The following is a 22,917-nucleotide window of genomic DNA, read 5'->3' on the forward strand; positions in this document are numbered from 1 at the left end:
TCCGTTACAGATCCAGCACCAGCGGCTGGGCACTCTGCGCCGGCACCGCGCAGCAAATCAGCACCTGCCCCTCCTCCGGCACTTCTGCCGGAGGCTGTGGATAATTCACCGCGCCGCTGATCAGCCGCGTCCTGCAGGTGCCGCACGAACCCCCGCGACAACTGAATTCCGGACGCAAGCCGCGACTTTCCGCCAGCTCCAGCAAACTGCCGCCATCGGGCTGCCAGCGCGCTTCCTTGGCTGAACGTTCGAACACCACCGGCACCGACGTGGTCGCAGCCGGCGGTTGTTCCATCACGATCGCGTCCGGATCGGCCTGGCGCTTGAGGGTCGAAGGGCCGAAGGTTTCGGCATGGATCTGCCCGTCCCGCACATCCAGTTCGCGCAAGATGTCATAAATACCTTGGGTAAAACCGCCGGGACCGCAGAGCACGAAGTCGACCTGATCGAAGTCCTCGTCGGTCAGCAGATTGCGTAACAACTCGCCATCGATGCGGCCGCGCAGGTCGAAGTCTTTTCCTTCGACCAGATCGTCCTCCGGCTGGCTGAGCACCCGCAACACTTTCACGGCGTCACCGGCATCCTCCAGCAACCGATCCACCTCTGCGCGGAACGGCTGGTCGGCGAGGCTGCGGGAACTCTGAACAAACAGGGTCGGACGAATCCGCCGGGTCCGCAGGCCCTGATACACCACCTCACGCAGCATCGACAGCAGCGGCGTAATGCCGACGCCGGCCGCCAACAGCACCAGTGGACGACGCTCCAGCGCCGCGACCGTGAAATGCCCTTGAGGCAAGCGCGCCTCCAGCACATCGCCCACGCGAATCTGCTCATGCAGATGCGTCGACACCCGGCCTTCGCGTTTCACGCTGATCCGGAAGAAATCATCCGACGGCGCGCCGGACAGGCTGTAGGTACGGATGTGCACCTCACCATCGAGGGTGAACCGCAGCGGCAGATGCTGACCGGCGAGAAACACCGGCAGTCCTGCGCCATCGTCCGGCTCCAGATAAATCGAGCGGATGTGACGGCTTTCCATTTCGACTTTTGCCACGCGCAATGGCCGCCAGCTGTCCCCCAATGCCTTGGCCTGCAATCGTGCATCGGCCTGGGCCCAGTTACCGGTCAGCAGGCTGGTGGGTGACATGCCGTCGAAGCGCCAGCGAAGAGCCAGCGCTGCCGGACGCCGAACCAGTTTCTCCACCTCGAATGTCCAAAGGCGTTCGGCGCCCTGAAAGGCCTCGATCTGCGGCGCCTCGAGAATGACTTCGGTACGACCGCTAAGCTGCAATACATCGCCTGTGGAAAAGTCGATGAACAGCAAGCCGGCCAAGGGATTGAGCAGCAGATTGCCGAGTGTGTTGAAGTGCAGGTTGCCGGCAAAATCAGGGATCGTCAGGCGATTACCCTCGATCCGCACAAAACCGGGCTGACCGCCGCGGTGGGAAACATCCACCGAACGCTCGCCGTCGACGTCGACGTAACTGGCGACGAAGAAAGTATCGGCGCTTTCAATCAGCGCAATGGCGGCGTCGTCGAGGCTGTCACGGTGTTCGGCTTTGCGGGTCTGCGGATCGGTCAGCGGCACCCGCTGAAACTGACGCAATTGAATGTATTGCGGGCAGTTGCCGAACGATTGATCCACCGTCAGACCGAACCCGTTCGCGTCAAGATTATCGATGTGGCCATTGAGCCGATTGCGCCGGCGGGTGTGCAGTTCGATACCAAGCAGACCGATGGCGGCGCCGGCTTGTAACTGCGCCGGGTCATCGGCAGCCGGCAGACTGGCGAACTGCAGTTGCGTCGGCTCGGGAGAGTGGGCGAATCCCGGTTCGCCCTCCAGCACACTGGCCCAGGGGCGACCTTCGGCATCCACCGCGCCATACAGCATGAAGGGCAATTGCTGATAGAACTGACGGTGCTGATCCGGCATCCAGGTGCGAATCACCTTACGCCCGAATTCCGCCATGCGCTCGGCAACGCCGACATGGGCCTGTAACTGTTGCTCGCCAGCGTGCCACGGTGAATGTTCCATCACGGTCTCTCCCCTGCGCCATCGGCACAGATTGAATGTCAGACGGTGGTTTGCAGGCCGGCAACGGTGCGCGGCATGCCGACGAAGCCAGGCAACGCCTCGATGCGCGAGAGCCAGGCGCGAACGTTAGCGTAGTCGTCCAGCGACACATTGCCTTCCGGTGCGTGGGCAATGTAGCTGTAGGCCGCCACGTCAGCGATGGTCGGCTCAGTACCTGCCAAATACGGGGTTTTGCCCAGTTCCAGGTCCATCACCTTGAGAAAATTGTGCGCACGGGTGATGACTTCCTCGGCGTTGAACTTCGCCCCGAACACCGTGATCAGGCGGGCGGCGGCAGGGCCGAAAGCAATCGGCCCGGCGGCAGCGGACAACCAGCGCTGCACATGCGCGGCGCCGACCGGATCGCTTGGCAGCCAGCGACCATTACCGTATTTCTGTGCCAGGTAGACGAGAATCGCGTTGGAGTCGGCCAGCACCACGCCGTTGTCATCAATGGCCGGAACCTGACCAAAGCTGTTGATAGCCAGGTATGGCGCCTGTTTATGCTCGCCCTTGGCCAGATCGACGAAGATCAGCTCGGTCGGCAGTTGCAACAGTGACAACATCAGTTCGACGCGATGGGCGTGGCCGGAACGCGGGAAGTTGTAGAGTTTGATCGCTTGCATGGTCGACTCCGCTGGATGAAGGCGCCGTTCAGGGTGGACGGCGGCCGTGGGAGCCATCTTCCACCTATCGTGAAAACAACAGAATTACCAGCAAACGCAATCCATTATTTCTCTGGATGAAATAAAGCGGCATTTTTCAAGGCGGGATGCTCACGCAATGCGTTCACCATGAAGTCGACAAAACTGCGCACCCGCGCCGGCGCCTTGCGTCCGCCCTGATACACCACATGGATCGGCAACGCAGGCAGTTCGAACTCGGCGAGGACGATTTCCAGTTCGCCGGAGGCGACCTTGCTGGCCACCTGATAAGACAGCACCCGGGTCAGCCCCAGGCCCAGCGACGCCGCCGTGATCGCAGCCTGATTGGCGGTGACCACCAGACGCGGTTCCGGTTTTACGCCGATGAGTTCACCGTGTTCCATGAATGGCCAACTGCGCTGTTGACCGATGGCCGATGTCGCCACCACCGGCGCCCCTGCCAATGCCTGTGGATGGGCAGGCCGACCATGGACCGCGAAGTATTCCGGCGAGCCGCAAATCACCCGCCGTACCTCACCGACCCGGATCGCATGCTGATTGCTGTCCGGCAACTCGCCGATACGCACCGCGACGTCGATGCCCTCCTCGACCATGCTTACCACGCGGTCGAGCAACAGGGCGTTGATGGAAACGTCCGGGTATTGCGTCAGATAACGCGCCATCACCGGCGTGACGAATTGTTCACCGAATAAAACCGGCGCCGTCACCGTCAACTGCCCACGGGGCTGGGTATGACTGCCGGCAGCGGAATCCTCCGCTTCCTGCACCTCGGCGAGAATTCTCCGACAGTCTTCCAGGAAACGCAGACCGGCTTCGCTCAAATGCACGCTGCGGGTGGTACGGATCAACAACTGCGTGCCGATCCGCTGCTCCAGCGCCGCCACCGCCCGGGTCACGCTGGCTGCCGACAAACCCAGGCGCCGCGCGGCAGCGGAGAAGCCCTGCTCCTGGGCGACGATGACGAAGACCTGCATTTCCTGGAAGCGATCCACTGTTTAACTCCTAAACCGCGGCGTTTATCCGCTGATGCAAGTCCGGGAACAGCAGTTGAGCAAACCAGATCGGCAATCCCGGATAGAGATCACGCGCCTTGGGCGTTGCACTTTCGACCAGCCCCAACTGTACGAGACTTTTCAATTGATCCGTTGCCACCCGATCGGACAATCCCGTGAAGATCTTGAAATCCGCGCGGCTCAACGTGCCTTGCGTCAGCAGAACATGCAAGGCCCGTGCGGTTTCCAGCTTGATCCCCGCCCGTTTGATCCGCTCGTCCCAAGCAAAAATGGTTTGCAACCTTTCGCGCATATTGGAGATGTTCAACGCCTGCTCTGTGTAACGCATCTGGTCGAGACAAGTTTCCAGCATGAACCCGACAAATTCGAACAAACCGGCTTGCGTCAGTTGACCACGACCATCCAGATCCCCACGACGCGGCTTGTCGGCGTTTGCCAGTCGGGCGTAATAGGACGCTTGCTGTCGAGCAAGCCCGCGGGATAAGGACCAGAGCGGCGAAACCAACCCGAGTTTCTGCAACTGGAGATGCGTCACCAGCCTGACTGTCCGTCCATTTCCGTCAACGAAAGGATGCACCCACGCCAATCGATGGTGATAAGCCATGACGGCAAGCAGTCGACTCCGTGCGTCCGGCAAACGACCGTATATCTGCTGCATTCGGTTAAGCATGGGCGATACGGATTGGCAGGGGGGGGCCGCGTGATTGCCAACGAGCACTTCCTGACCCGCCACATCCCGTAACTGACCAGGCACCAGTTGACTCCCGTCACTCAGACTCAGTTGCTCGTCGCCAGCACCGAGAAACAGACGCTTGTGCAGGCGCGCAACGAATGCCGAACTGAACAGGGTTTCCCATGACAGGTCCTTGTGCATAGTCAGCGCTCGTTCGAATGCCTGCTGCGTGCCGATGTGCGTCATAGCCAGCTCTGTGAGCTCTTTGCGGTGACGTTTTGGAGCTGTCGGAGCAAGCGTCACAGGCTCCGTGAACTGACCTTCTATCAAGTTGCTGTAGAAACTGCTGGTGACACGCAGTAGACCGCCGACCCGTTGCAGCATGGGGGGAGAAACCATAGCGCTGAGTTTTCCAGCCTGGAAGGGCACTTGCTCGGCCAGTTGCAATATTTCACTTGGAAATACCGGCATCAGCGGCTCGAGCCAATGGTTTCCCAAGACAGATTCAGCACTCATAAAATCTCCAGAATCGCGGATTTTTTTGCGAATTCAAGATTACGCTCAAAGCCTTTATTTACCTAGCCTTGAGTAATGTAGGAGATTTCATGAATGGGTGTAGTTAGCGGATTTGTTTGCGGATTTACTGTAGGAATTTACTGCTGTGTATCTGTGTTATGCACAAGAGCGCGAATAACTCGCGCTCTTGTGCAACCCATCACTCCACCGTCACCGACTTCGCCAGGTTACGCGGCTGGTCAACGTCCGTGCCCTTGAGCACAGCAACGTAATACGACAGCAGTTGCAGCGGAATGGTGTAGAGGATCGGCGACAGGATGTCGTGGATGTGAGGCATCTGCACCACGTGGGTGCCTTCGCCGTTGGTCATCCCGGCTTTTTCGTCGGCGAACACGATCAGTTCGCCGCCACGGGCGCGGACTTCCTGCAGGTTGGACTTGAGCTTCTCCAGCAGTTCGTTGTTCGGTGCGACTGTCACGACCGGCATGTCGTTATCCACAAGCGCCAGCGGGCCATGTTTCAGTTCACCGGCTGGATAGGCTTCAGCGTGGATGTACGAGATTTCCTTGAGCTTCAAGGCCCCTTCCATCGCTACCGGGAATTGCGCGCCACGGCCCAGGAACAGGGTGTGGTTCTTCTCGGCGAACAGCTCTGCGATTTTTTCCACGGTGCTGTCCATCGCCAGGGCTTCGCCCAGACGGGTTGGCAGGCGACGCAGTTCTTCGACCAGCGTGGCTTCAACGCCTTTGCCCAAAGTACCGCGCACCTGACCCAGAGACAGGGTCAGCAGCAGCAGACCGACCAACTGCGTAGTGAACGCCTTGGTCGAGGCCACGCCGATTTCACGACCAGCCTGGGTCAGCAGGGTCAGGTCGGACTCGCGCACCAGCGAGCTGATGCCGACGTTGCAGATCGCCAGACTTGCGAGGAAGCCCAGTTCCTTGGCGTTGCGCAGGGCGGCCAGGGTGTCGGCGGTTTCGCCGGACTGGGAGATGGTGACGAACAGGGTGTCCGGCTGCACCACCACCTTGCGGTAGCGGAACTCGCTGGCGACTTCGACCTGGCACGGAATGCCGGCCAGCTCTTCGAGCCAGTAACGGGCAACCATGCCGGCGTGATAGCTGGTGCCACACGCCACGATCTGCACGTTGCGCACTTTGGCGAACAATTCGGCCGCTTGCGGGCCAAACGCCTGCACCAGCACCTGGTCCGCACTCAACCGACCTTCCAGGGTGCGCTGCACCACGGATGGCTGCTCGTGGATTTCCTTGAGCATGTAGTGACGGAACTCGCCTTTGTCGGCGGCTTCGGCGCCATCGGTGTATTGGACGGTCTGGCGCTCGACGGCTTTGCCGGTCACGTCCCAGATCTGCACCTTGTCGCGCTGGATTTCGGCGATATCGCCCTCTTCCAGGTACATGAAACGGTCGGTGACCTGACGCAGGGCCAGTTGATCGGAAGCGAGGAAGTTTTCGCCCAGGCCCAGACCGATCACCAGCGGGCTGCCGCTTCGAGCAGCAACGAGTCGATCCGGTTGCTTTGCGTGGATAACCGCCAGACCGTAAGCGCCATGCAGCTCCTTGACCGCAGCCTTCAGCGCGTCGGCGAGGTCTGGCAACGACTTGAGTTTTTCGGTCAGCAGGTGAGCGATGACTTCGGTGTCGGTGTCCGAGGTGAACACGTAGCCCAGTGCTTTCAGTTGTTCACGCAGCGCCTCATGGTTTTCGATGATGCCGTTGTGCACGACAGCGACGTCACCGGAGAAATGCGGGTGGGCATTGCGCTCGCTCGGCGCACCATGGGTGGCCCAGCGGGTGTGGGCAATACCGATACGGCCAACCAGCGGATGTTCGGCCAGCGCCGCGTCGAGTTCGCTGACCTTGCCCACACGACGAGTGCGTTCCAGAATGCCGTCATTGGTGTACACCGCCACACCGGCACTGTCATAGCCCCGGTATTCGAGGCGTTTGAGGCCTTCGACCAGAATGGCGGTGATGTTACGTTCAGCTACCGCGCCGACGATTCCACACATGCTTATTTCTCCTGACTGACAGTCGCGCAAATCAAGTTGATACCGCGAGCCTGAATCTGATCGCGCGCATCCAGGGACAGGCGATCATCGGTAATTAGGGTATGGACGCTGCTCCATGGCAGCTCCAGGTTGGGAATCTTGCGGCCGATCTTGTCGGCCTCGACCATCACGATCACTTCCCGCGCCACTTCCGCCATCACCCGGCTCAGGCCGAGCAATTCATTGAAGGTGGTGGTGCCACGCACCAGGTCGATGCCATCGGCACCGATAAACAATTGGTCGAAGTCGTAAGAGCGTAGTACCTGCTCGGCGACCTGGCCCTGAAAGGATTCCGAGTGCGGATCCCAGGTGCCGCCGGTCATCAACAGCACAGGCTCGTGTTCAAGTTCGCTCAGGGCGTTGGCTACGTGCAGGGAGTTGGTCATCACCACCAGGCCTGGCTGTTGGCCGAGCTCGGGAATCATGGCGGCGGTAGTGCTGCCGCTATCGATGATGATGCGGGCGTGCTCGCGGATGCGTGTAACCGCAGCGCGGGCGATCGCCTGTTTGTATTTGGAAACGTTGAGGCTCGTGTCCGCCACCAGTTCCTGCGGCATGGTGATCGCACCACCATAGCGACGCAGCAGCAAGCCATGACTTTCAAGGACGGCGAGATCCTTGCGAATCGTAACTTCCGAAGTTTCGAAGCGCTTGGCCAGTTCATCCACACTCACCTCGCCCTGCTCATTGAGCAAAGCCAGAATGTTGTGACGGCGCTGAGGTGTGTTGCGTTTCGACATGGCTAATTAAGTTTCGATTCGAAAGATAACGGAAGCAATCAAAACCTATCAGCTGCGAATCGTCAAGCTGGCGCCCCAAAAAAAAGACCGCTGGCGGCGGTCTTTTTGTGATTCGAGCTTTGTGGATAACTCAGCTCTTCTTGATCTTCTCCGGCCGCTTCCAGCCATCGATGTTCTTCTGGCGTGCGCGGCCAACAGCCAATTGCGCGTTATCCACATTCTGGGTGATGGTCGAACCGGCAGCGGTGGTTGCACCGGCAGAGATATCCACAGGCGCCACCAGCGAATTGTTGGAACCGATGAACACGTCTTCACCCAACACGGTTTTCCACTTGTTGGCGCCGTCGTAGTTGCAGGTAATGGTACCGGCGCCGATGTTGGTTCGCGCACCGATCTCGGCGTCGCCCAGGTAAGTGAGGTGCCCGGCCTTGGCGCCTTCGCCCATGCGCGCGTTTTTCAACTCGACGAAGTTACCCACATGGGCGCGGGCTTCCAGCACAGTGCCCGGACGCAGACGGGCAAACGGGCCGGCATCGCTGCCTTCGCCCAGCACCGCGCCTTCGATGTGACTGTTGGCCTTGACCACCACGCCCTTGCGCAGGGTGCTGTCCTTGATCACGCAGTTCGGGCCGATCACCACGTCGTCCTCTATGACAACCTTGCCTTCGAGAATCACGTTGATGTCGATCAGCACATCGCGCCCCACGGTCACTTCGCCACGTACATCAAAGCGCGCCGGGTCACGCAGGGTGACACCCTGAGCCATCAAACGGCGACCGGCACGCAATTGGTAATGACGCTCCAGCTCGGAGAGCTGTTTGCGATCGTTGGCGCCCTGCACTTCCATCGGATCGTGAGGTTGTTCGGTGGCGACGGTCAGGCCATCGCTGACCGCCATCTCGATCACGTCGGTCAGGTAGTACTCGCCCTGAGCGTTGTTGTTCGACAGGCGACTCATCCAGTCCGCCAGACGATTGGCCGGCACTGCCAGGATGCCGGTGTTGCCTTCAGTGATCGCCCGTTGCGCTTCGCTGGCGTCCTTGTGTTCGACGATGGCGGCAACCTTGCCGTCGGCATCGCGCACGATGCGGCCATAACCGGTCGGATCGTCCAGCTCGACGGTGAGCAAGCCCATCTGCCCGGGTACAACGTGCTTGAGCAGACGTTGCAGGGTCTCGACTTCGATCAACGGCACATCGCCGTAGAGAATCAGTACGGTATCGGCGGTGATGAAAGGAACAGCCTGGGCCGTGGCGTGGCCGGTGCCCAGCTGCTTGTCCTGCAATACGAAATTCAGATCGTCAGCGGCCAGACGCTCGCGCACTACATCGGCGCCATGGCCGATGACGACATGAATGCGCTGTGGATCAAGTTGACGGGCGCTGTGGATAACATGGCCAAGCATGGAATCGCCGGCAATCGGATGCAGCACTTTTGGCAGCGCGGAACGCATGCGGGTGCCTTGACCGGCCGCGAGGATAACGATTTCAAGAGACATGACTGGCTACCAATCCTGGGTGGTCAGCAACTGCGACCGGGTTTGTAGAATTCTGAAAAGAAAAAAGGGTAGCCGAGGCTACCCTTTTTTATCAATCGCACAAGAAGTGGCTGACGGATCAACCGCCAAACTTCTTGCGGATCTGCTGGACGGTGCGCAGCTGAGCTGCAGCCTCGGCCAGACGTGCGGACGCAGCTCCGTAGTCGAAATCTGCGCTCTTCTCATGCAGAGCAGCTTCGGCAGCCTTGAGAGCTGCTTGAGCCTGAGCTTCATCCAGGTCGGCGGCACGTTGCACGGTATCGGCAAGCACCTTGACCATGTTCGGCTGAACCTCGAGGAAACCACCGGAGATGTAGAACACCTCGGCTTCCCCGCCTTGCTTGATCAGGCGGATCGGACCTGGCTTCAGATTAGTGATCAGCGGCGCGTGGCCCAGAGCGATACCAAGATCACCCAGAGCACCGTGCGCAATCACCATCTCGACCAGGCCGGAAAAGATTTCTCCTTCCGCGCTGACGATGTCGCAATGGACTGTCATAGCCATCTGATTGCCTCAACCTAAATTAGCGCCCGTTGCCGGGCGCCTGGATTACAGTTTCTTGGCTTTCTCGATCGCTTCTTCGATGCCGCCGACCATGTAGAACGCTTGTTCTGGCAGGTGGTCGTAGTCACCGTTGAGGATGCCTTTGAAGCCAGCAATGGTGTCTTTCAGGGAAACGTATTTACCCGAAGCACCGGTGAAGACTTCAGCCACGAAGAACGGCTGCGACAAGAAGCGCTGGATCTTACGAGCACGGTTTACCAACTGCTTGTCGGCTTCCGACAGCTCGTCCATACCCAGGATCGCGATGATGTCCTTCAGCTCTTTGTAACGCTGCAGCACGTACTGAACACCACGAGCGGTCTCGTAGTGATCGTTGCCGATCACGTTCGGGTCCAGCTGACGCGAAGTCGAGTCCAGTGGGTCTACCGCCGGGTAGATACCCAGGGAAGCGATGTCACGGGACAGAACGACGGTGGCGTCCAGGTGAGCAAACGTGGTCGCTGGCGACGGGTCAGTCAAGTCGTCCGCTGGTACGTATACGGCCTGGATCGAAGTAATCGAACCTTGTTTGGTCGAAGTGATGCGCTCTTGCAGCACGCCCATCTCTTCAGCCAGGGTCGGCTGGTAACCTACTGCCGAAGGCATACGGCCCAGCAGTGCGGATACTTCGGTACCGGCCAGGGTGTAACGATAGATGTTGTCGACGAACAGCAGAACGTCGTTACCTTCGTCACGGAACTTCTCGGCCATGGTCAGACCGGTCAGCGCTACGCGCAGACGGTTTCCCGGTGGCTCGTTCATCTGACCGTAGACCAGGGCTACCTTGTCGAGAACGTTGGAGTCCTTCATCTCGTGGTAGAAGTCGTTACCCTCACGAGTACGCTCACCCACACCGGCGAACACGGAATAACCGCTGTGCTCGATGGCGATGTTACGGATCAGTTCCATCATGTTTACGGTCTTGCCTACACCGGCACCACCGAACAGACCGACTTTACCGCCCTTGGCGAACGGGCAAACCAGGTCGATAACCTTGATGCCTGTTTCCAGCAGCTCGTTGCCACCGGCTTGTTCAGCGAAGGAAGGAGCGGCGCGGTGGATACCCCAGCGCTCTTCTTCGCCGATCGGGCCAGCTTCGTCGATCGGGTTGCCCAGTACGTCCATGATCCGGCCCAGAGTCGCTTTACCGACCGGTACGGAGATGGCTGCGCCAGTGTTGTTGACGTCCAGACCGCGCTTCAAGCCTTCGGTGGAGCCCATCGCAATGGTACGAACCACGCCGTCGCCCAGCTGCTGCTGAACTTCCAGAGTGGTTTCGGCGCCTTGAACCTTCAAGGCGTCGTAGATGCTCGGTACGCTGTCGCGTGGAAATTCCACGTCGATAACGGCGCCGATGATTTGAACGATACGTCCGCTACTCATAGCTGGATCCTCTGAATATTTGAACCGTTAAACCGCGGCAGCGCCGCCGACGATTTCCGAGATCTCTTGGGTGATCGCAGCCTGACGCGCCTTGTTGTAGATCAGCTGCAAATCGCTGATCAAATCACCGGCGTTGTCGGTAGCGTTCTTCATCGCGATCATCCGCGCAGCCTGTTCAGCCGCGTTGTTCTCGACCACCGCCTGGTACACCTGCGACTCCACGTAACGCACCATCAAGCCGTCAAGCAGCTCTTTGGCGTCTGGTTCGTAGAGGTAGTCCCAGTGGTGCTTGAGTTCTTGATCCGGGGTCGCCACCAATGGAATCAACTGCTCCACGGTAGGCTGTTGCGTCATGGTGTTGATGAACTTGTTGGATACCACGGACAGGCGGTCAATACGGCCGTCCAGGTAGGCATCCAGCATCACCTTGACGCTGCCGATCAGATCATTGATCGACGGCTCTTCACCCAGGTGGCTGATAGCTGCAACGACGTTACCGCCGAAGTTGCGGAAAAAGGCCGCACCCTTGCTACCAACGACACACAGATCGATCTCGACGCCGTTTTCGCGGTTTACCGCCATGTCCTTGACCAGGGCCTTGAACAGGTTGGTGTTCAAGCCGCCGCACAGACCACGGTCACTGCTCACGACGACATAACCGACGCGTTTTACTTCGCGATCGATCATGAACGGGTGGCGGTATTCCGGGTTGGCGTTGGCCAGATGCCCAATTACCTGGCGGATACGCTCCGCATAAGGACGGCTAGCAGCCATGCGCATTTGTGCCTTGCGCATTTTGCTGACCGCCACTTTTTCCATGGCGCTGGTAATTTTTTGCGTGCTTTTGATGCTCGCAATCTTACTGCGAATCTCTTTTGCGCCTGCCATGTAACACCTATCAGGTTAGCAAGCGGGAGCCTTGCGGCTCCCGCTGCGGCTTACCAGGTTTGGGTGGCCTTGAACTTCTCGATACCAGCCTTCAGGCCAGCGTCGATTTCGTCATTGAAGTCACCTTTAACGTTGATCTTCGCCATCAAGTCGGCGTGATCGCGGTTGAAGAAAGCGATCAGCGCTTGTTCGAAGCTGCCGATCTTGGCGATTTCAATGTCAGTCAGGAACCCACGCTCAGCGGCATACAGCGACAGCGACATGTCGGCAATCGACATTGGCGCGTATTGCTTCTGCTTCATCAGCTCGGTAACGCGCTGACCATGCTCAAGTTGCTTGCGGGTCGCTTCGTCCAGGTCAGAAGCGAACTGGGCGAATGCCGCCAGTTCACGGTACTGAGCCAGAGCGGTACGGATACCACCGGACAGCTTCTTGATGATCTTGGTCTGAGCGGCACCACCCACACGGGATACCGAAACACCGGCGTTCACTGCAGGGCGGATGCCCGAGTTGAACATGGCCGATTCCAGGAAGATCTGACCGTCGGTGATGGAAATCACGTTGGTCGGAACGAACGCGGAAACGTCGCCAGCCTGGGTTTCGATGATCGGCAGTGCGGTCAGGGAACCGGTTTTGCCGGTCACTGCGCCGTTGGTGAACTTCTCTACGTACTCTTCCGAAACGCGGGATGCACGCTCCAGCAGACGGGAGTGGAGATAGAACACGTCGCCTGGGTAAGCTTCACGGCCTGGTGGACGGCGCAGCAGCAGGGAAATCTGGCGGTAAGCCACTGCTTGCTTGGACAGATCGTCATAAACGATCAGCGCGTCTTCACCGCGGTCGCGGAAGAATTCACCCATGGTGCAACCGGAGTACGGAGCCAGGAATTGCAGTGCTGCAGATTCCGAAGCGCTCGCTGCAACGATGATGGTGTTAGCCAGTGCACCGTTTTCTTCCAGCTTGCGAACCACGTTGGCGATGGTCGATTGCTTCTGACCGATTGCCACGTAGACGCAGAAAATGCCGCTGTCTTTCTGGTTGATGATCGCGTCGATCGCCAGAGCGGTTTTACCGATCTGACGGTCACCGATGATCAGCTCACGCTGGCCACGGCCGACAGGGATCATGGCATCGACAGCCTTGTAGCCAGTCTGTACAGGCTGGTCTACCGACTTACGCCAGATCACGCCCGGAGCAACTTTCTCGACCGCGTCGGTCTCGGTGTTGCCCAGTGGACCTTTGCCGTCAACAGGGTTACCCAGTGCGTCGACAACGCGACCCAGCAGTTCCTTACCAACCGGAACTTCGAGGATGCGGCCGGTGCACTTGGCGCTCATGCCTTCAGCCAGACTGGTGTATGCGCCCAGTACAACGGCACCTACGGAGTCTTGCTCCAGGTTGAGGGCCATACCGTAGACGCCGCCCGGAAACTCGATCATCTCGCCGTACATGACGTCGGCCAGACCGTGAATCCGCACGATACCGTCAGATACGCTGACGACAGTGCCTTCGTTACGGGCTTGGGAGGTCACATCGAGCTTTTCGATGCGGCCCTTGATAATTTCACTTATTTCGGAAGGATTGAGTTGCTGCATTGCTCTGCTGCCCCTTCAAACTCAAGATTTCAATGCTTCGGCAAGTTTCGCGATTTTGCCGCGAATCGAGCCATCGATAACCAGGTCGCCGGCGCGGATAACGACACCACCTATAAGGGCAGCATCCTCCGCAACTTGCAGGCGCACTTCCCGGTTGAGTCGTGCACTGAGAACCTTGGCGAGTTTGTCTTGCTGTTCTTGGTTCAATGCAAAAGCACTGGTCACTTCAACGTCTACCGATTTCTCTTGCTCGGCCTTGTACAGGTCGAAAAGAGCGGCGATCTCCGGCAGAAGCGGGAGACGGTCGTTTTCGGCAACGACATTGATGAAGTTCTGTGCCTTGGCATCAAACTTGTCGCCGCACACGTCAATGAACGTGGCGGCCTTTTCTGCGCTCGTCAGTCGCGGGGCCTTGAGCACGCGCTGCATGGTGTCGTCTTGCGACACCGCTGCTGCCAGGCCGAGCATGGCTGACCAATTGGCCAGTTGCTGGTGGGCCTGAGCGTGCTCGAAGGCCGCCTTAGCGTAAGGTCGGGCCAACGTGGTCAGTTCTGCCATGATCGCCCTCGCTTAGATTTCAGCAGCCAGTTGGTTAACCAGCTCTGCGTGCGCGTTTTGATCGATTGTGGCACCCAGGATCTTCTCGGCGCCGCCGACAGCCAGCAAGCCCACTTGGGCGCGCAGCTTGTCTTTGACACTGTTCAGTTCCTGTTCGATCTCGGCTTGAGCCTGAACCTTCACACGGTCAGCGTCGACGCGGGCCTTTTCAACGGCCTCTTCGACAATCTGGTTACCGCGTTTCTTGGCTTGCTCGATGATTTCAGCTGCCTGAGCTTTCGCTTCGCGCAGTTGCTGACCCGCTTTCTCTTGGGCCAACTCCAGGTCGCGAGCTGCACGGCTGGCAGCGTCCAGACCATCAGCGATCTTCTTTTGACGTTCGTGCAGAGCCGCGATGACCGGAGGCCATACGAACTTCATGCAGAACAGTACAAAAATCAGGAACGCAACGGACTGGCCAATCAGGGTCGCATTAATGTTCACGCCAACACCTCGCAGTTACGTTGTCCATCACACCAAATCACTCGGAGATCCGAATGATTAGCCAGCGATCTGACCAACGAACGGGTTCGCAAAGGTGAAGAACAGAGCGATACCAACACCGATCATGGTTACGGCGTCGAGCAGACCGGCAACGATGAACATTTTAACTTGCAGCATTGGAACCATTTCTGGCTGACGCGCTGCGCCTTCCAGGAACTTGCCGCCCAGCAGGCCGAAACCAATTGCGGTACCCAGTGCGCCCAGGCCGATCAACAGTGCAACAGCGATAGCGGTTAGACCAACTACAGTTTCCATCTTTCCTCCCGACTTTTACGTCGTATGGTTTAGGTTTTTTAGATTAAAGCGGTAAAACAAATCGTTTCATGGTGCCCCGTGAGGAGCCCCTTCCCGTTTGACCGGGAAGGACATCAGACTAGTCGAGACTGGTCTTAATGGTTTTCTTCGTGCGCCATCGACAGGTAGACGATGGTCAGCATCATGAAGATGAACGCCTGCAGGGTAATGATCAGGATGTGGAACACAGCCCACGCCCACTGCAGGACAACGCCCAGGCCGCTGAGCCAGAGCAGGCCGCTGCCGAACATCACAGCGATCAGGATGAACACCAGCTCGCCGGCATACATGTTGCCGAACAGACGCAGAGCCAGAGAGATCGGTTTGGCGATCAGGGTCACGAATTCCAGCAGGAAGTTCACCGGGATCAGCAGGGCCTGAACGAAGATGTTCTTGCTGCCGAACGGGTGCAGGGTCAGTTCGCCGATGAAACCGCCGATGCCCTTGACCTTGATGCTATAGAAAATGATCAGTGCGAAAACCGAGAACGCCATGCCCAGGGTCGCGTTCGGGTCGGTCGTCGACACGGCGCGGAACGGGATGTGGTGATCGCCGGAGATCAGGATGGCCAGCTGAGGAATCCAGTCGACCGGTACCAGGTCGACGGCGTTCATCAGGAACACCCAGACGAAGATGGTCAGTGCCAGCGGTGCAATCACCGGGCTACGGCCATGGAAGCTGTCTTTCACGCTGCCATCGACGAATTCGACCAGGACTTCAACGAAGTTCTGCAGTGCACCCGGCTGACCGGAAGTCGCCTTCTTGGCCGCCATGCGGAAAAGAAGAACGAAAATCAGACCCAGCGCGACCGACCAGCCGAGAGTATCGACGTGGAAAGCCCAGAAGCCCATTTCCTTGGCTTCTGCTGCGGTGTGGGCAAAGCCCCAGCCGCCGTTGGGTAGCTGACCGAAGGTCAGGTTCTGCAAGTGGTGCTGGATATAGCCCGAAGCGGTTGTTTCTGCCATGGTTGCCTCAAACGCCCTAAGGTCTCGAAAGTCTTGTTCTCATCAGCAGGGGAGCGAACCAGCTGACCGACTGAGTCAGCACGAAGGCGCCGAATACAGCGATCGGCGCCAGTGGCTTCACACCTGCAAACACCAGTGCAAACAGCACTGCCGTCAAAATCAGTTTGCCTGCCTCGCCGGCATAGAAAGACCGGACGATGGACTGGGCTGCTCGGGCGCCGGAAAACCGAAATGCCTTGTGAGCGAAATAAACATTGGGCAGCAAGGCTATCAGGCCTCCGCAAAGTCCCGAGTATCCGGCAACGACTCCGTGCCATTGCCAGAGCGCCAAAGCGGCAATGAGCAAAATGACAAATTGAGCCATTAACACCGGAAAAACCGCCAGGCGATGGAACGGCAGGCGGTTTGGCTTGCGGGTTTCCATCACTATTGCTCTCCAATGGCCGGCTGCCGAAATTCAATAACTTGGCATAATTTGTGCCGACAAAATGCGCGCAGAGTATAGGGGCGGTTCTGCCCCTATTCAACTGTCAGGTAGTGATTTCCGACTGCGCGCTACAAGAGGAATTGTTTCAGCGGATGTGTGCGAGCACACCTTGAAGCTCATCGAGGGAGTTGTAACCGATCACCAGCTGCCCCTTGCCCTTCTTCCCGTGGCGGATCTGCACCGCAGAGCCCAGGCGCTCGGCCAGACGCTGTTCGAGGCGGGCGATATCCGGGTCGGGTTTGGACGGTTCGACCGGCTCCGGTTTGCCACTCAACCATTGGCGAACCAGTGCCTCAGTTTGGCGCACGGTGAGACCGCGTGCGACAACATGTCGCGCCCCTTCCACCTGCTGATTGTCCGGCAGACCAAGCAATGCACGGGCATGACCCATCTCCAGGTCGCCATGGGACAGCATGGTCTTGATCACTTCCGGCAGCGCAATCAGGCGCAACAGATTGGCCACGGTGACGCGGGACTTACCCACAGCCTCGGCAACCTGTTGCTGAGTGAGCTGGAATTCCTGCTGCAAGCGCTGCAGGGCTACCGCCTCTTCAATCGGGTTCAGGTCTTCGCGCTGGATGTTCTCGATCAGCGCAATGGCGATTGCCGTTTCATCCGGCACATCACGCACCATCGCCGGAATGGTTTCCTGCCCGGCTTGTTGACTCGCGCGCCAGCGACGTTCGCCGGCAATGATTTCAAAACGACCACCACCAATCGGGCGAACCACGATCGGCTGCATCACGCCCTGGGCCTTGATCGACTGCGCCAGCTCTTCCAGCGCCTGCGGATCCATGTCCCGGCGTGGCTGATACTTGCCGCGCTGCAGCAGGTCCAGCGGCAGGTGCTGCAACTCGCGGCTGTCAGCCTGCGCCGCTTGTTCTTCCAGCGAGCTGACAGTCGGACCGCTCAACAGCGCATCCAGTCCTCGTCCGAGACCTCGTTTCTTGACGGCCATGGGGATTCCTTAAGTTGGCTGGGCAGCGGCGATGCGTGAATTTTTGCGCTGACGGCGAACCATCTCGCCCGCCAGGGCCAGATAGGCCAGCGCGCCACGCGATTGCTTGTCGTAGGCCAGCGCCGGCATGCCGTAGCTCGGTGCTTCGGCCAGACGAATGTTGCGCGGGATCACCGTGTCGTACAGCTGATCGCCGAAGTGTTCCTTGAGCTGGGCCGAAACGTCGTTCATCAGGCTCAGGCGCGGGTCGTACATGGTCCGCAACAGGCCTTCGACTTTCAGGTTCGGGTTCAGCAGTTCAGCGATGCGCTTGATGTTATCCACAAGGTCGCTCAGACCTTCGAGCGCAAAGTACTCGCACTGCATGGGGATAATGACCCCGTCAGCGGCGACCAGTGCGTTCAGCGTGAGCATCGACAGTGACGGCGGGCAGTCGATCAGAATGTAATCGTAGTTCTCGCGGATCGGCGCCAGCGCGCTGCGCAGACGGCTTTCCTTCATCTGCATTTCCAGCAGCACCACTTCGGCCGCCGTCAGGTCACGGTTGGCCGGCAGCAGTTGATAACCGCCATGTTCGGAGTAGTGCATCGCCTGGGCCAGATCGCATTCGCCGATCAGCAGGTCGTAGACCGAGTTTTCCAGGCCATGCTTATCCACACCGCTACCCATGGTGGCGTTGCCCTGTGGATCGAGATCGATCAACAGCACCCGGCGCTTGGTCGCGACCAGGGATGCTGCGAGGTTGATGCAGGTGGTGGTCTTGCCCACACCACCCTTCTGGTTCGCTATCGCGAATACCTTAGCCATTCTTGCTTGTGTTCCCAATCATGCCGTGCGGCGCAGTATCAGCAGATGGCGTTGGCCTTGGCAACCGGGTACGGCCAGGGCGTGTTCGCTATCGAGTTTGAAGTCTGCCGGCAATGCTACCAGCTCATCCGCCGGATGGACGCCCTTCATTGCCAGCCAGCGCGTATCGGCGTCGCCGAGGTGGCGAGTCCAGTTGGTGAAGTTCTCCATGCTGCTGAACGCCCGGGAAATGATCCCGTTGAACGGCTGTGCAGGCTGGAAGGCTTCGACGCGACTGTGGATAACTTGCAGGTTATCCAGTTTGAGTTCGAGTTTGACCTGGGTCAGGAAGCGGGTTTTCTTGCCGTTGCTGTCCAGACAGGTCACCTGCGAGTCCGGATACAGGATCGCCAGAGGGATCCCCGGCATTCCGCCGCCGCTGCCGACATCCAGCCAGTGCCCATTTTCGATGAACGACATCACGCTCAGGCTATCGAGCAAATGACGGGAAACCATTTCGTCCGGATCGCGAACGGCAGTCAGGTTGTAGGCCTGGTTCCATTTGATCAACAGGGCCAGATAACCCAGCAGCAGTTCGTGCTGGGTTTCAGTGAGATTGACACCGAGCTCGCGGGCTCCTGTGGATAACTCTTCGGCGTGTTGCGAAGTGACCTTAGAACTCAAGCGCTTTGCTCCAACTGACGGCCCGCGCCGCGTTTTTTCAAATGAATCATCAACAGCGAGATCGCTGCCGGGGTCACACCGGGGATCCGCGAAGCCTGGCCCAGCGTCTCGGGACGCGTGGCACCCAGCTTGCTCTGGATCTCCTTGGAGAGACCGGAAATGTTGGTGTAATCGATATCCACAGGCAGTTTCGTGTCTTCACTGGCACGCAGACGGGCGATTTCGTCCTGTTGGCGATCGATGTAACCGGCGTACTTGGTCTTGATCTCGACCTGTTCGGCGACCTGTGGATCTTCGGCGCCCTGCCCGGTCACTTCGACCAGACCAGCGTAGTCGATTTCCGGACGGCTCAAGAGATTGAGCAAGTTGTATTCGTGAGTCAGCGGCGTGCCGAATTTTTCGGCAATCGCATCGCCCTGCGGGGTGCCCGGGCGAACCCAGGTGCTTTTCAGGCGTTGCTCTTCGAGTTCGATGCTTTCGCGTTTCTTGCAGAACGCCGCCCAACGCGCGTCATCGACCAAGCCCAGTTCGCGACCTTTTTCGGTCAGACGCAGGTCGGCGTTGTCCTCACGCAGGATCAGGCGGTACTCGGCACGGGAAGTGAACATGCGGTACGGCTCTTGAGTACCGAGGGTGATCAGGTCGTCGACCAATACCCCGATGTACGCTTCATCGCGACGCGGGCACCAGGCTTCTTTGCCTTTCGCACGCAGTGCAGCGTTGGCACCGGCGAGCAAACCCTGGGCGCCGGCTTCTTCGTAACCGGTGGTGCCGTTGATCTGGCCAGCGAAGAACAGACCGCCGATCACCTTGGTTTCCAGGCTGTACTTCAGGTCGCGCGGATCGAAGTAGTCGTACTCGATCGCATAACCCGGACGCACGATGTGCGCGTTTTCCATGCCGCGGATCGATTGCACGATCTGCAATTGCACGTCGAACGGCAGGCTTGTGGATATCCCGTTCGGATACAGCTCATGGGTGGTCAGGCCTTCCGGCTCGATGAACACCTGATGGCTTTCCTTGTCGGCAAAGCGGTGGATCTTGTCTTCGATCGACGGGCAATAACGCGGACCGACGCCCTCGATTTCGCCTGCAGCGGAATACATCGGCGAACGGTCGAGGTTCGCGGCAATGATTTCGTGGGTGCGGGCGTTGGTGTGGGTAATCCAGCAACTGACTTGCCGTGGATGCTGTTCCTTGTTGCCCATGAACGACATCACCGGGATCGGCGTATCACCTGGCTGCTCGGTCATCATCGAGAAATCCACAGACTTGCCGTCGATACGCGGTGGCGTACCGGTTTTCAGGCGACCGACACGCAGCGGCAGTTCACGCAGACGATGCGCCAGGGCGATCGACGGTGGATCACCGGCGCGACCGCCGGAAAAATTCTGCAAGCCGATGTGGATAAGTCCGCCGAGGAACGTACCAGTGGTCAACACCACGGAATCGGCGAAAAAACGCAGACCCATTTGCGTGACAACACCGCGTACCTGTTCCTGCTCGACGATCAGGTCGTCAGCGGCTTGTTGAAATATCCACAGGTTCGGCTGGTTTTCCAGTATTTCGCGGACAGCGGCTTTGTACAAAATCCGGTCGGCTTGCGCGCGGGTCGCCCGTACGGCCGGGCCCTTGCGGCTATTCAACACGCGAAACTGGATACCGCCCAGATCGGTGGCCATGGCCATCGCGCCGCCGAGGGCGTCGATTTCCTTGACCAGATGGCTTTTGCCAATGCCGCCGATGGCCGGGTTGCAACTCATGGCACCGAGGGTTTCCACGTTGTGCGTCAGCAGAAGGGTTTTTGCACCCATGCGTGCTGAGGCCAGTGCTGCCTCGGTACCGGCATGACCGCCGCCGATGACGATCACTTCAAAACGGGAAGGGAAATCCACCACGCACCTCGTGCCTGCTTAAGTAGGTAATTCAGGAATAGTTTGAGATCAGGTTTCTGGACCTGGTCGGCAAGTATAGGGACTTCGCCCTTCCTAAAGAACCCTTTGCACAAAATTTAACCAGCTGTGGAGAACTTGCGGTTAAAAGAATAAAAAAGAGAGAAATTTATAAAACCTTTGTTTTAAAGCTTATTCTTACTGCCCATGATATCTGTGGATAGATTTCTACAGGCCTTTATTTTCAGTGTGTACAGAGATTCAAAACCCTGTGGCCATGTCGCCATGAGGCCCTTGGATAACCGGTGTAAGCCTGTGGATGAATGGGGTGGTTATCCACAGAGGCAGTTATGTTCAGCTTTCAGGTCCTGTTATCAACTGCCCTCAGTGGCAGTTATTCACAGGGCTTAATCCACAGAAAATCGACGAAACGGCTTTTCCAGGGCGCCATGAAAGCGCCTGTCCGGGGGCAGGTGACGGTGGAGAAGCTGATGGAGGGAAGTGACGGGGCTATTGTGAGAGAACGTAACAGAGGCTAATAATAGCCATTATCATTAACTCGCCAGTTGCTCTCATGTCCCTACCCGCCCATAACGCTGCGATCGAGCAAATCTACGAGCAACACCATTCGTGGCTATATGGATGGCTGAAGGGAAAATTGCATGACGCCTGCGATGCGGCCGATGTCGCGCATGACACGTTTGTGCGGATCATGGCCGCCCGCAATGCGGCTCAGATTCGCGAACCTCGGGATTATCTGGCCACCGTTGCACGCGGCCTGGTCATTGATCGGTATAGAAGACGCGCGATCGAGGCCGCGTATTTGCAGACCCTCGCCGCCAGATCTGAAGCCACGGCCATCAGCGAAGAAGACAAGGCGCTGATCATCGAAACCCTAGTTGCTGTGGATAAAGCCTTGGCCGGTCTTGGCGCACGAACCCAGCGGATCTTCATGCTTTCGCAGATCGATGGGCTGACTTATCAACAGATCGCCGTGCAGTTGAAGGTGTCGCTGACAACAGTGAAGAAGCACATGATCCGCGCTTTGACGGAATGTGCCCTGATCATGGCGCAGCATTGATGGCCATCGCACCCAGCCGCAAGGTTTTCGAAACTGCCGCCAGTTGGTACGTGCAGTTTCAAGCCGACCCGCCGACCCTCACCGAACAGAAAGCCTGGCAACTGTGGATAGATAGTGATCCAACGCATCTGGCGGCGTGGAATCAGATGGAACAACTACAGCGTCACCTCGGCACCCTGCCGCAGGATTTGAAACGTCGTGCGCTGAATACCGGCCAGCAACGGCGCCAGGTACTGAAGTTGTTGTTGCTCGCCGCAGGAACTGGTTTCGTTGGCTGGAATGTTCAGCAGCGTACCTCCCTTGGCGATGTCTGGGCCGACTATAAAACCGGCGTCGGCCAGCGCCGCAACATTACATTGGCCGATGGCAGCCAGATTCAGCTCAATACCGGCACAGCGATTGATGTGTCTTTTGACGCAGCCCAGCGACTGATCCGTTTACGCTCTGGAGAGATCCTGATTCAAACCGGCAAGCTCGGTGATCAACGGCCTTTTTTCGTCGAAACCCGCAATGGCCGGATTCAAGCGCTGGGTACCCGATTCTCTGTACATCAGTTGTCGGTTTCTACCCGTGTGGGTGTGCTGGAAGACCGGGTCAGCGTCCAGCCGGCCGACCTGTCGACAACCGCAATCATCCTGAAGGCGGGCGAAGGCGCCGACTTTGATAGTCGGCACATCGGGTTGATTCATCCTTTCAAATCCTCGGAAGTAGCGTGGACCAACGGTCAGTTGATTGTGCTCAATGCCCGGTTGGGCGAGGTGATCGACGAGTTGGGGCGCTATCGCAGCGGTGTTTTGCATTGCGATACCCGTGCCCGGGATCTTCGGGTTTCCGGCACCTTTCGTCTCGACTCCACCGACGCAGTGCTGGCCAACCTTCAGGCGTCCTTGCCGATCAAGGTCCGCTACTTCACCCGTTACTGGGTTTCGATCAGTCACGACGCCTGAGCGAAAAAATACCTGGGGAAAAA

At 58.4% G+C, this 22,917-nt stretch carries 22 protein-coding genes; 2 read left to right on the forward strand and 20 right to left on the reverse strand.

Annotated features, from left to right (window positions below):
- Positions 1–4 precede the first annotated feature (4 nt).
- The 20 genes from K3819_RS29195 to mnmG form a co-directional block, all read right to left on the reverse strand.
- Entirely contained in the window at positions 5–2,035 is a 2,031-nt protein-coding gene (locus K3819_RS29195; RefSeq protein WP_221398386.1) for a pyridoxamine 5'-phosphate oxidase family protein, read from the reverse strand.
- A gap of 38 nt (positions 2,036–2,073) precedes the next feature.
- Complete coding sequence (locus K3819_RS29200; RefSeq protein ID WP_085612468.1) at positions 2,074–2,700, reverse strand: glutathione S-transferase family protein; 627 nt, start codon at positions 2,698–2,700, stop codon at positions 2,074–2,076.
- 104 nt (positions 2,701–2,804) lie between these two features.
- On the reverse strand, positions 2,805–3,731 hold the full coding sequence (locus K3819_RS29205; protein WP_221398387.1) for a LysR family transcriptional regulator: 927 nt from the start codon (positions 3,729–3,731) through the stop codon (positions 2,805–2,807).
- Between the two features lie 10 nt (positions 3,732–3,741).
- Entirely contained in the window at positions 3,742–4,941 is a 1,200-nt protein-coding gene (locus K3819_RS29210) for a Fic family protein (RefSeq protein ID WP_256575387.1), read from the reverse strand.
- 199 nt (positions 4,942–5,140) lie between these two features.
- The gene (gene glmS, locus K3819_RS29215) at positions 5,141–6,973 is read right to left on the reverse strand and encodes a glutamine--fructose-6-phosphate transaminase (isomerizing) (RefSeq protein ID WP_221398388.1); all 1,833 of its coding nucleotides are present in this window, start codon (positions 6,971–6,973) and stop codon (positions 5,141–5,143) included.
- A 2-nt stretch (positions 6,974–6,975) separates the two neighbouring features.
- Positions 6,976–7,752: a DeoR/GlpR family DNA-binding transcription regulator gene (locus K3819_RS29220; protein ID WP_221398389.1), complete on the reverse strand. Its 777-nt coding sequence runs from the start codon at positions 7,750–7,752 to the stop codon at positions 6,976–6,978.
- 130 nt (positions 7,753–7,882) lie between these two features.
- Positions 7,883–9,250: a bifunctional UDP-N-acetylglucosamine diphosphorylase/glucosamine-1-phosphate N-acetyltransferase GlmU gene (gene glmU / locus K3819_RS29225; protein WP_085612472.1), complete on the reverse strand. Its 1,368-nt coding sequence runs from the start codon at positions 9,248–9,250 to the stop codon at positions 7,883–7,885.
- A gap of 118 nt (positions 9,251–9,368) precedes the next feature.
- Entirely contained in the window at positions 9,369–9,794 is a 426-nt protein-coding gene (locus K3819_RS29230) for a F0F1 ATP synthase subunit epsilon (protein WP_007954164.1), read from the reverse strand.
- Between the two features lie 45 nt (positions 9,795–9,839).
- Complete coding sequence (atpD, locus tag K3819_RS29235) at positions 9,840–11,216, reverse strand: F0F1 ATP synthase subunit beta (RefSeq protein WP_007954162.1); 1,377 nt, start codon at positions 11,214–11,216, stop codon at positions 9,840–9,842.
- 27 nt (positions 11,217–11,243) lie between these two features.
- Positions 11,244–12,104 (reverse strand): F0F1 ATP synthase subunit gamma, encoded by an 861-nt coding sequence (gene atpG, locus K3819_RS29240; RefSeq protein WP_007954161.1) that lies wholly within the window; start codon positions 12,102–12,104, stop codon positions 11,244–11,246.
- Between the two features lie 50 nt (positions 12,105–12,154).
- Positions 12,155–13,699 carry a F0F1 ATP synthase subunit alpha gene (gene atpA / locus K3819_RS29245; RefSeq protein ID WP_039764983.1) on the reverse strand — a complete coding sequence of 515 codons (1,545 nt, stop codon included), beginning with the start codon at positions 13,697–13,699 and terminating at the stop codon, positions 12,155–12,157.
- 21 nt (positions 13,700–13,720) lie between these two features.
- Positions 13,721–14,257, reverse strand: a complete 537-nt coding sequence (locus tag K3819_RS29250; protein ID WP_007911956.1) for a F0F1 ATP synthase subunit delta — start codon at positions 14,255–14,257, stop codon at positions 13,721–13,723.
- Positions 14,258–14,269: 12 nt separating this feature from the next.
- Entirely contained in the window at positions 14,270–14,740 is a 471-nt protein-coding gene (locus K3819_RS29255) for a F0F1 ATP synthase subunit B (protein ID WP_007954149.1), read from the reverse strand.
- Between the two features lie 57 nt (positions 14,741–14,797).
- A complete protein-coding gene (gene atpE, locus K3819_RS29260) occupies positions 14,798–15,055 on the reverse strand; it encodes a F0F1 ATP synthase subunit C (RefSeq protein ID WP_003097235.1) in 258 nt (85 codons plus the stop codon).
- 134 nt (positions 15,056–15,189) lie between these two features.
- Positions 15,190–16,059 carry a F0F1 ATP synthase subunit A gene (gene atpB / locus K3819_RS29265; protein WP_042607991.1) on the reverse strand — a complete coding sequence of 290 codons (870 nt, stop codon included), beginning with the start codon at positions 16,057–16,059 and terminating at the stop codon, positions 15,190–15,192.
- A gap of 16 nt (positions 16,060–16,075) precedes the next feature.
- Entirely contained in the window at positions 16,076–16,483 is a 408-nt protein-coding gene (locus K3819_RS29270; RefSeq protein WP_003229783.1) for a F0F1 ATP synthase subunit I, read from the reverse strand.
- A gap of 148 nt (positions 16,484–16,631) precedes the next feature.
- Entirely contained in the window at positions 16,632–17,504 is an 873-nt protein-coding gene (locus K3819_RS29275) for a ParB/RepB/Spo0J family partition protein (protein WP_064600630.1), read from the reverse strand.
- 9 nt (positions 17,505–17,513) lie between these two features.
- The gene (locus K3819_RS29280; RefSeq protein WP_007954142.1) at positions 17,514–18,311 is read right to left on the reverse strand and encodes a ParA family protein; all 798 of its coding nucleotides are present in this window, start codon (positions 18,309–18,311) and stop codon (positions 17,514–17,516) included.
- Between the two features lie 18 nt (positions 18,312–18,329).
- Positions 18,330–18,974, reverse strand: a complete 645-nt coding sequence (rsmG, locus tag K3819_RS29285; RefSeq protein WP_221398390.1) for a 16S rRNA (guanine(527)-N(7))-methyltransferase RsmG — start codon at positions 18,972–18,974, stop codon at positions 18,330–18,332.
- The gene (gene mnmG / locus K3819_RS29290) at positions 18,971–20,869 is read right to left on the reverse strand and encodes a tRNA uridine-5-carboxymethylaminomethyl(34) synthesis enzyme MnmG (RefSeq protein ID WP_221398391.1); all 1,899 of its coding nucleotides are present in this window, start codon (positions 20,867–20,869) and stop codon (positions 18,971–18,973) included. The genes rsmG and mnmG overlap by 4 nt, the downstream gene beginning before the upstream one ends.
- 571 nt (positions 20,870–21,440) lie before the next feature.
- Between mnmG and K3819_RS29295 the strand changes: the two genes are divergently transcribed.
- Both K3819_RS29295 and K3819_RS29300 read left to right on the forward strand, forming a co-directional pair.
- Positions 21,441–21,947 (forward strand): sigma-70 family RNA polymerase sigma factor, encoded by a 507-nt coding sequence (locus K3819_RS29295; protein WP_221398392.1) that lies wholly within the window; start codon positions 21,441–21,443, stop codon positions 21,945–21,947.
- A complete protein-coding gene (locus K3819_RS29300; RefSeq protein WP_221398393.1) occupies positions 21,947–22,894 on the forward strand; it encodes a FecR domain-containing protein in 948 nt (315 codons plus the stop codon). Before K3819_RS29295 ends, K3819_RS29300 begins: the two co-directional genes overlap by 1 nt.
- The last annotated feature ends 23 nt before the right edge of the window (positions 22,895–22,917 follow it).

The sequence above is a fragment of the Pseudomonas sp. 3-2 genome, assembly GCF_019710535.1.
In the GTDB taxonomy this organism is placed as follows: domain Bacteria; phylum Pseudomonadota; class Gammaproteobacteria; order Pseudomonadales; family Pseudomonadaceae; genus Aquipseudomonas; species Aquipseudomonas pharyngis.

Bases quoted from the DNA above. Each gene is read 5' to 3' on its own strand.
- K3819_RS29195 (WP_221398386.1), bottom strand. From the start codon at position 2,035: ATGGAACATTCACCGTGGCACGCTGGCGAGCAACAGTTACAGGCCCAT.
- K3819_RS29200 (WP_085612468.1), bottom strand. From the start codon at position 2,700: ATGCAAGCGATCAAACTCTACAACTTCCCGCGTTCCGGCCACGCCCAT.
- K3819_RS29210 (WP_256575387.1), bottom strand. From the start codon at position 4,941: ATGAGTGCTGAATCTGTCTTGGGAAACCATTGGCTCGAGCCGCTGATG.
- glmS (WP_221398388.1), bottom strand. From the start codon at position 6,973: ATGTGTGGAATCGTCGGCGCGGTAGCTGAACGTAACATCACCGCCATT.
- K3819_RS29220 (WP_221398389.1), bottom strand. From the start codon at position 7,752: ATGTCGAAACGCAACACACCTCAGCGCCGTCACAACATTCTGGCTTTG.
- glmU (WP_085612472.1), bottom strand. From the start codon at position 9,250: ATGTCTCTTGAAATCGTTATCCTCGCGGCCGGTCAAGGCACCCGCATG.
- K3819_RS29230 (WP_007954164.1), bottom strand. From the start codon at position 9,794: ATGGCTATGACAGTCCATTGCGACATCGTCAGCGCGGAAGGAGAAATC.
- atpD (WP_007954162.1), bottom strand. From the start codon at position 11,216: ATGAGTAGCGGACGTATCGTTCAAATCATCGGCGCCGTTATCGACGTG.
- atpG (WP_007954161.1), bottom strand. From the start codon at position 12,104: ATGGCAGGCGCAAAAGAGATTCGCAGTAAGATTGCGAGCATCAAAAGC.
- atpA (WP_039764983.1), bottom strand. From the start codon at position 13,699: ATGCAGCAACTCAATCCTTCCGAAATAAGTGAAATTATCAAGGGCCGC.
- K3819_RS29250 (WP_007911956.1), bottom strand. From the start codon at position 14,257: ATGGCAGAACTGACCACGTTGGCCCGACCTTACGCTAAGGCGGCCTTC.
- atpE (WP_003097235.1), bottom strand. From the start codon at position 15,055: ATGGAAACTGTAGTTGGTCTAACCGCTATCGCTGTTGCACTGTTGATC.
- atpB (WP_042607991.1), bottom strand. From the start codon at position 16,059: ATGGCAGAAACAACCGCTTCGGGCTATATCCAGCACCACTTGCAGAAC.
- K3819_RS29270 (WP_003229783.1), bottom strand. From the start codon at position 16,483: ATGGAAACCCGCAAGCCAAACCGCCTGCCGTTCCATCGCCTGGCGGTT.
- K3819_RS29275 (WP_064600630.1), bottom strand. From the start codon at position 17,504: ATGGCCGTCAAGAAACGAGGTCTCGGACGAGGACTGGATGCGCTGTTG.
- K3819_RS29280 (WP_007954142.1), bottom strand. From the start codon at position 18,311: ATGGCTAAGGTATTCGCGATAGCGAACCAGAAGGGTGGTGTGGGCAAG.
- K3819_RS29295 (WP_221398392.1), top strand. From the start codon at position 21,441: ATGTCCCTACCCGCCCATAACGCTGCGATCGAGCAAATCTACGAGCAA.
- K3819_RS29300 (WP_221398393.1), top strand. From the start codon at position 21,947: ATGGCCATCGCACCCAGCCGCAAGGTTTTCGAAACTGCCGCCAGTTGG.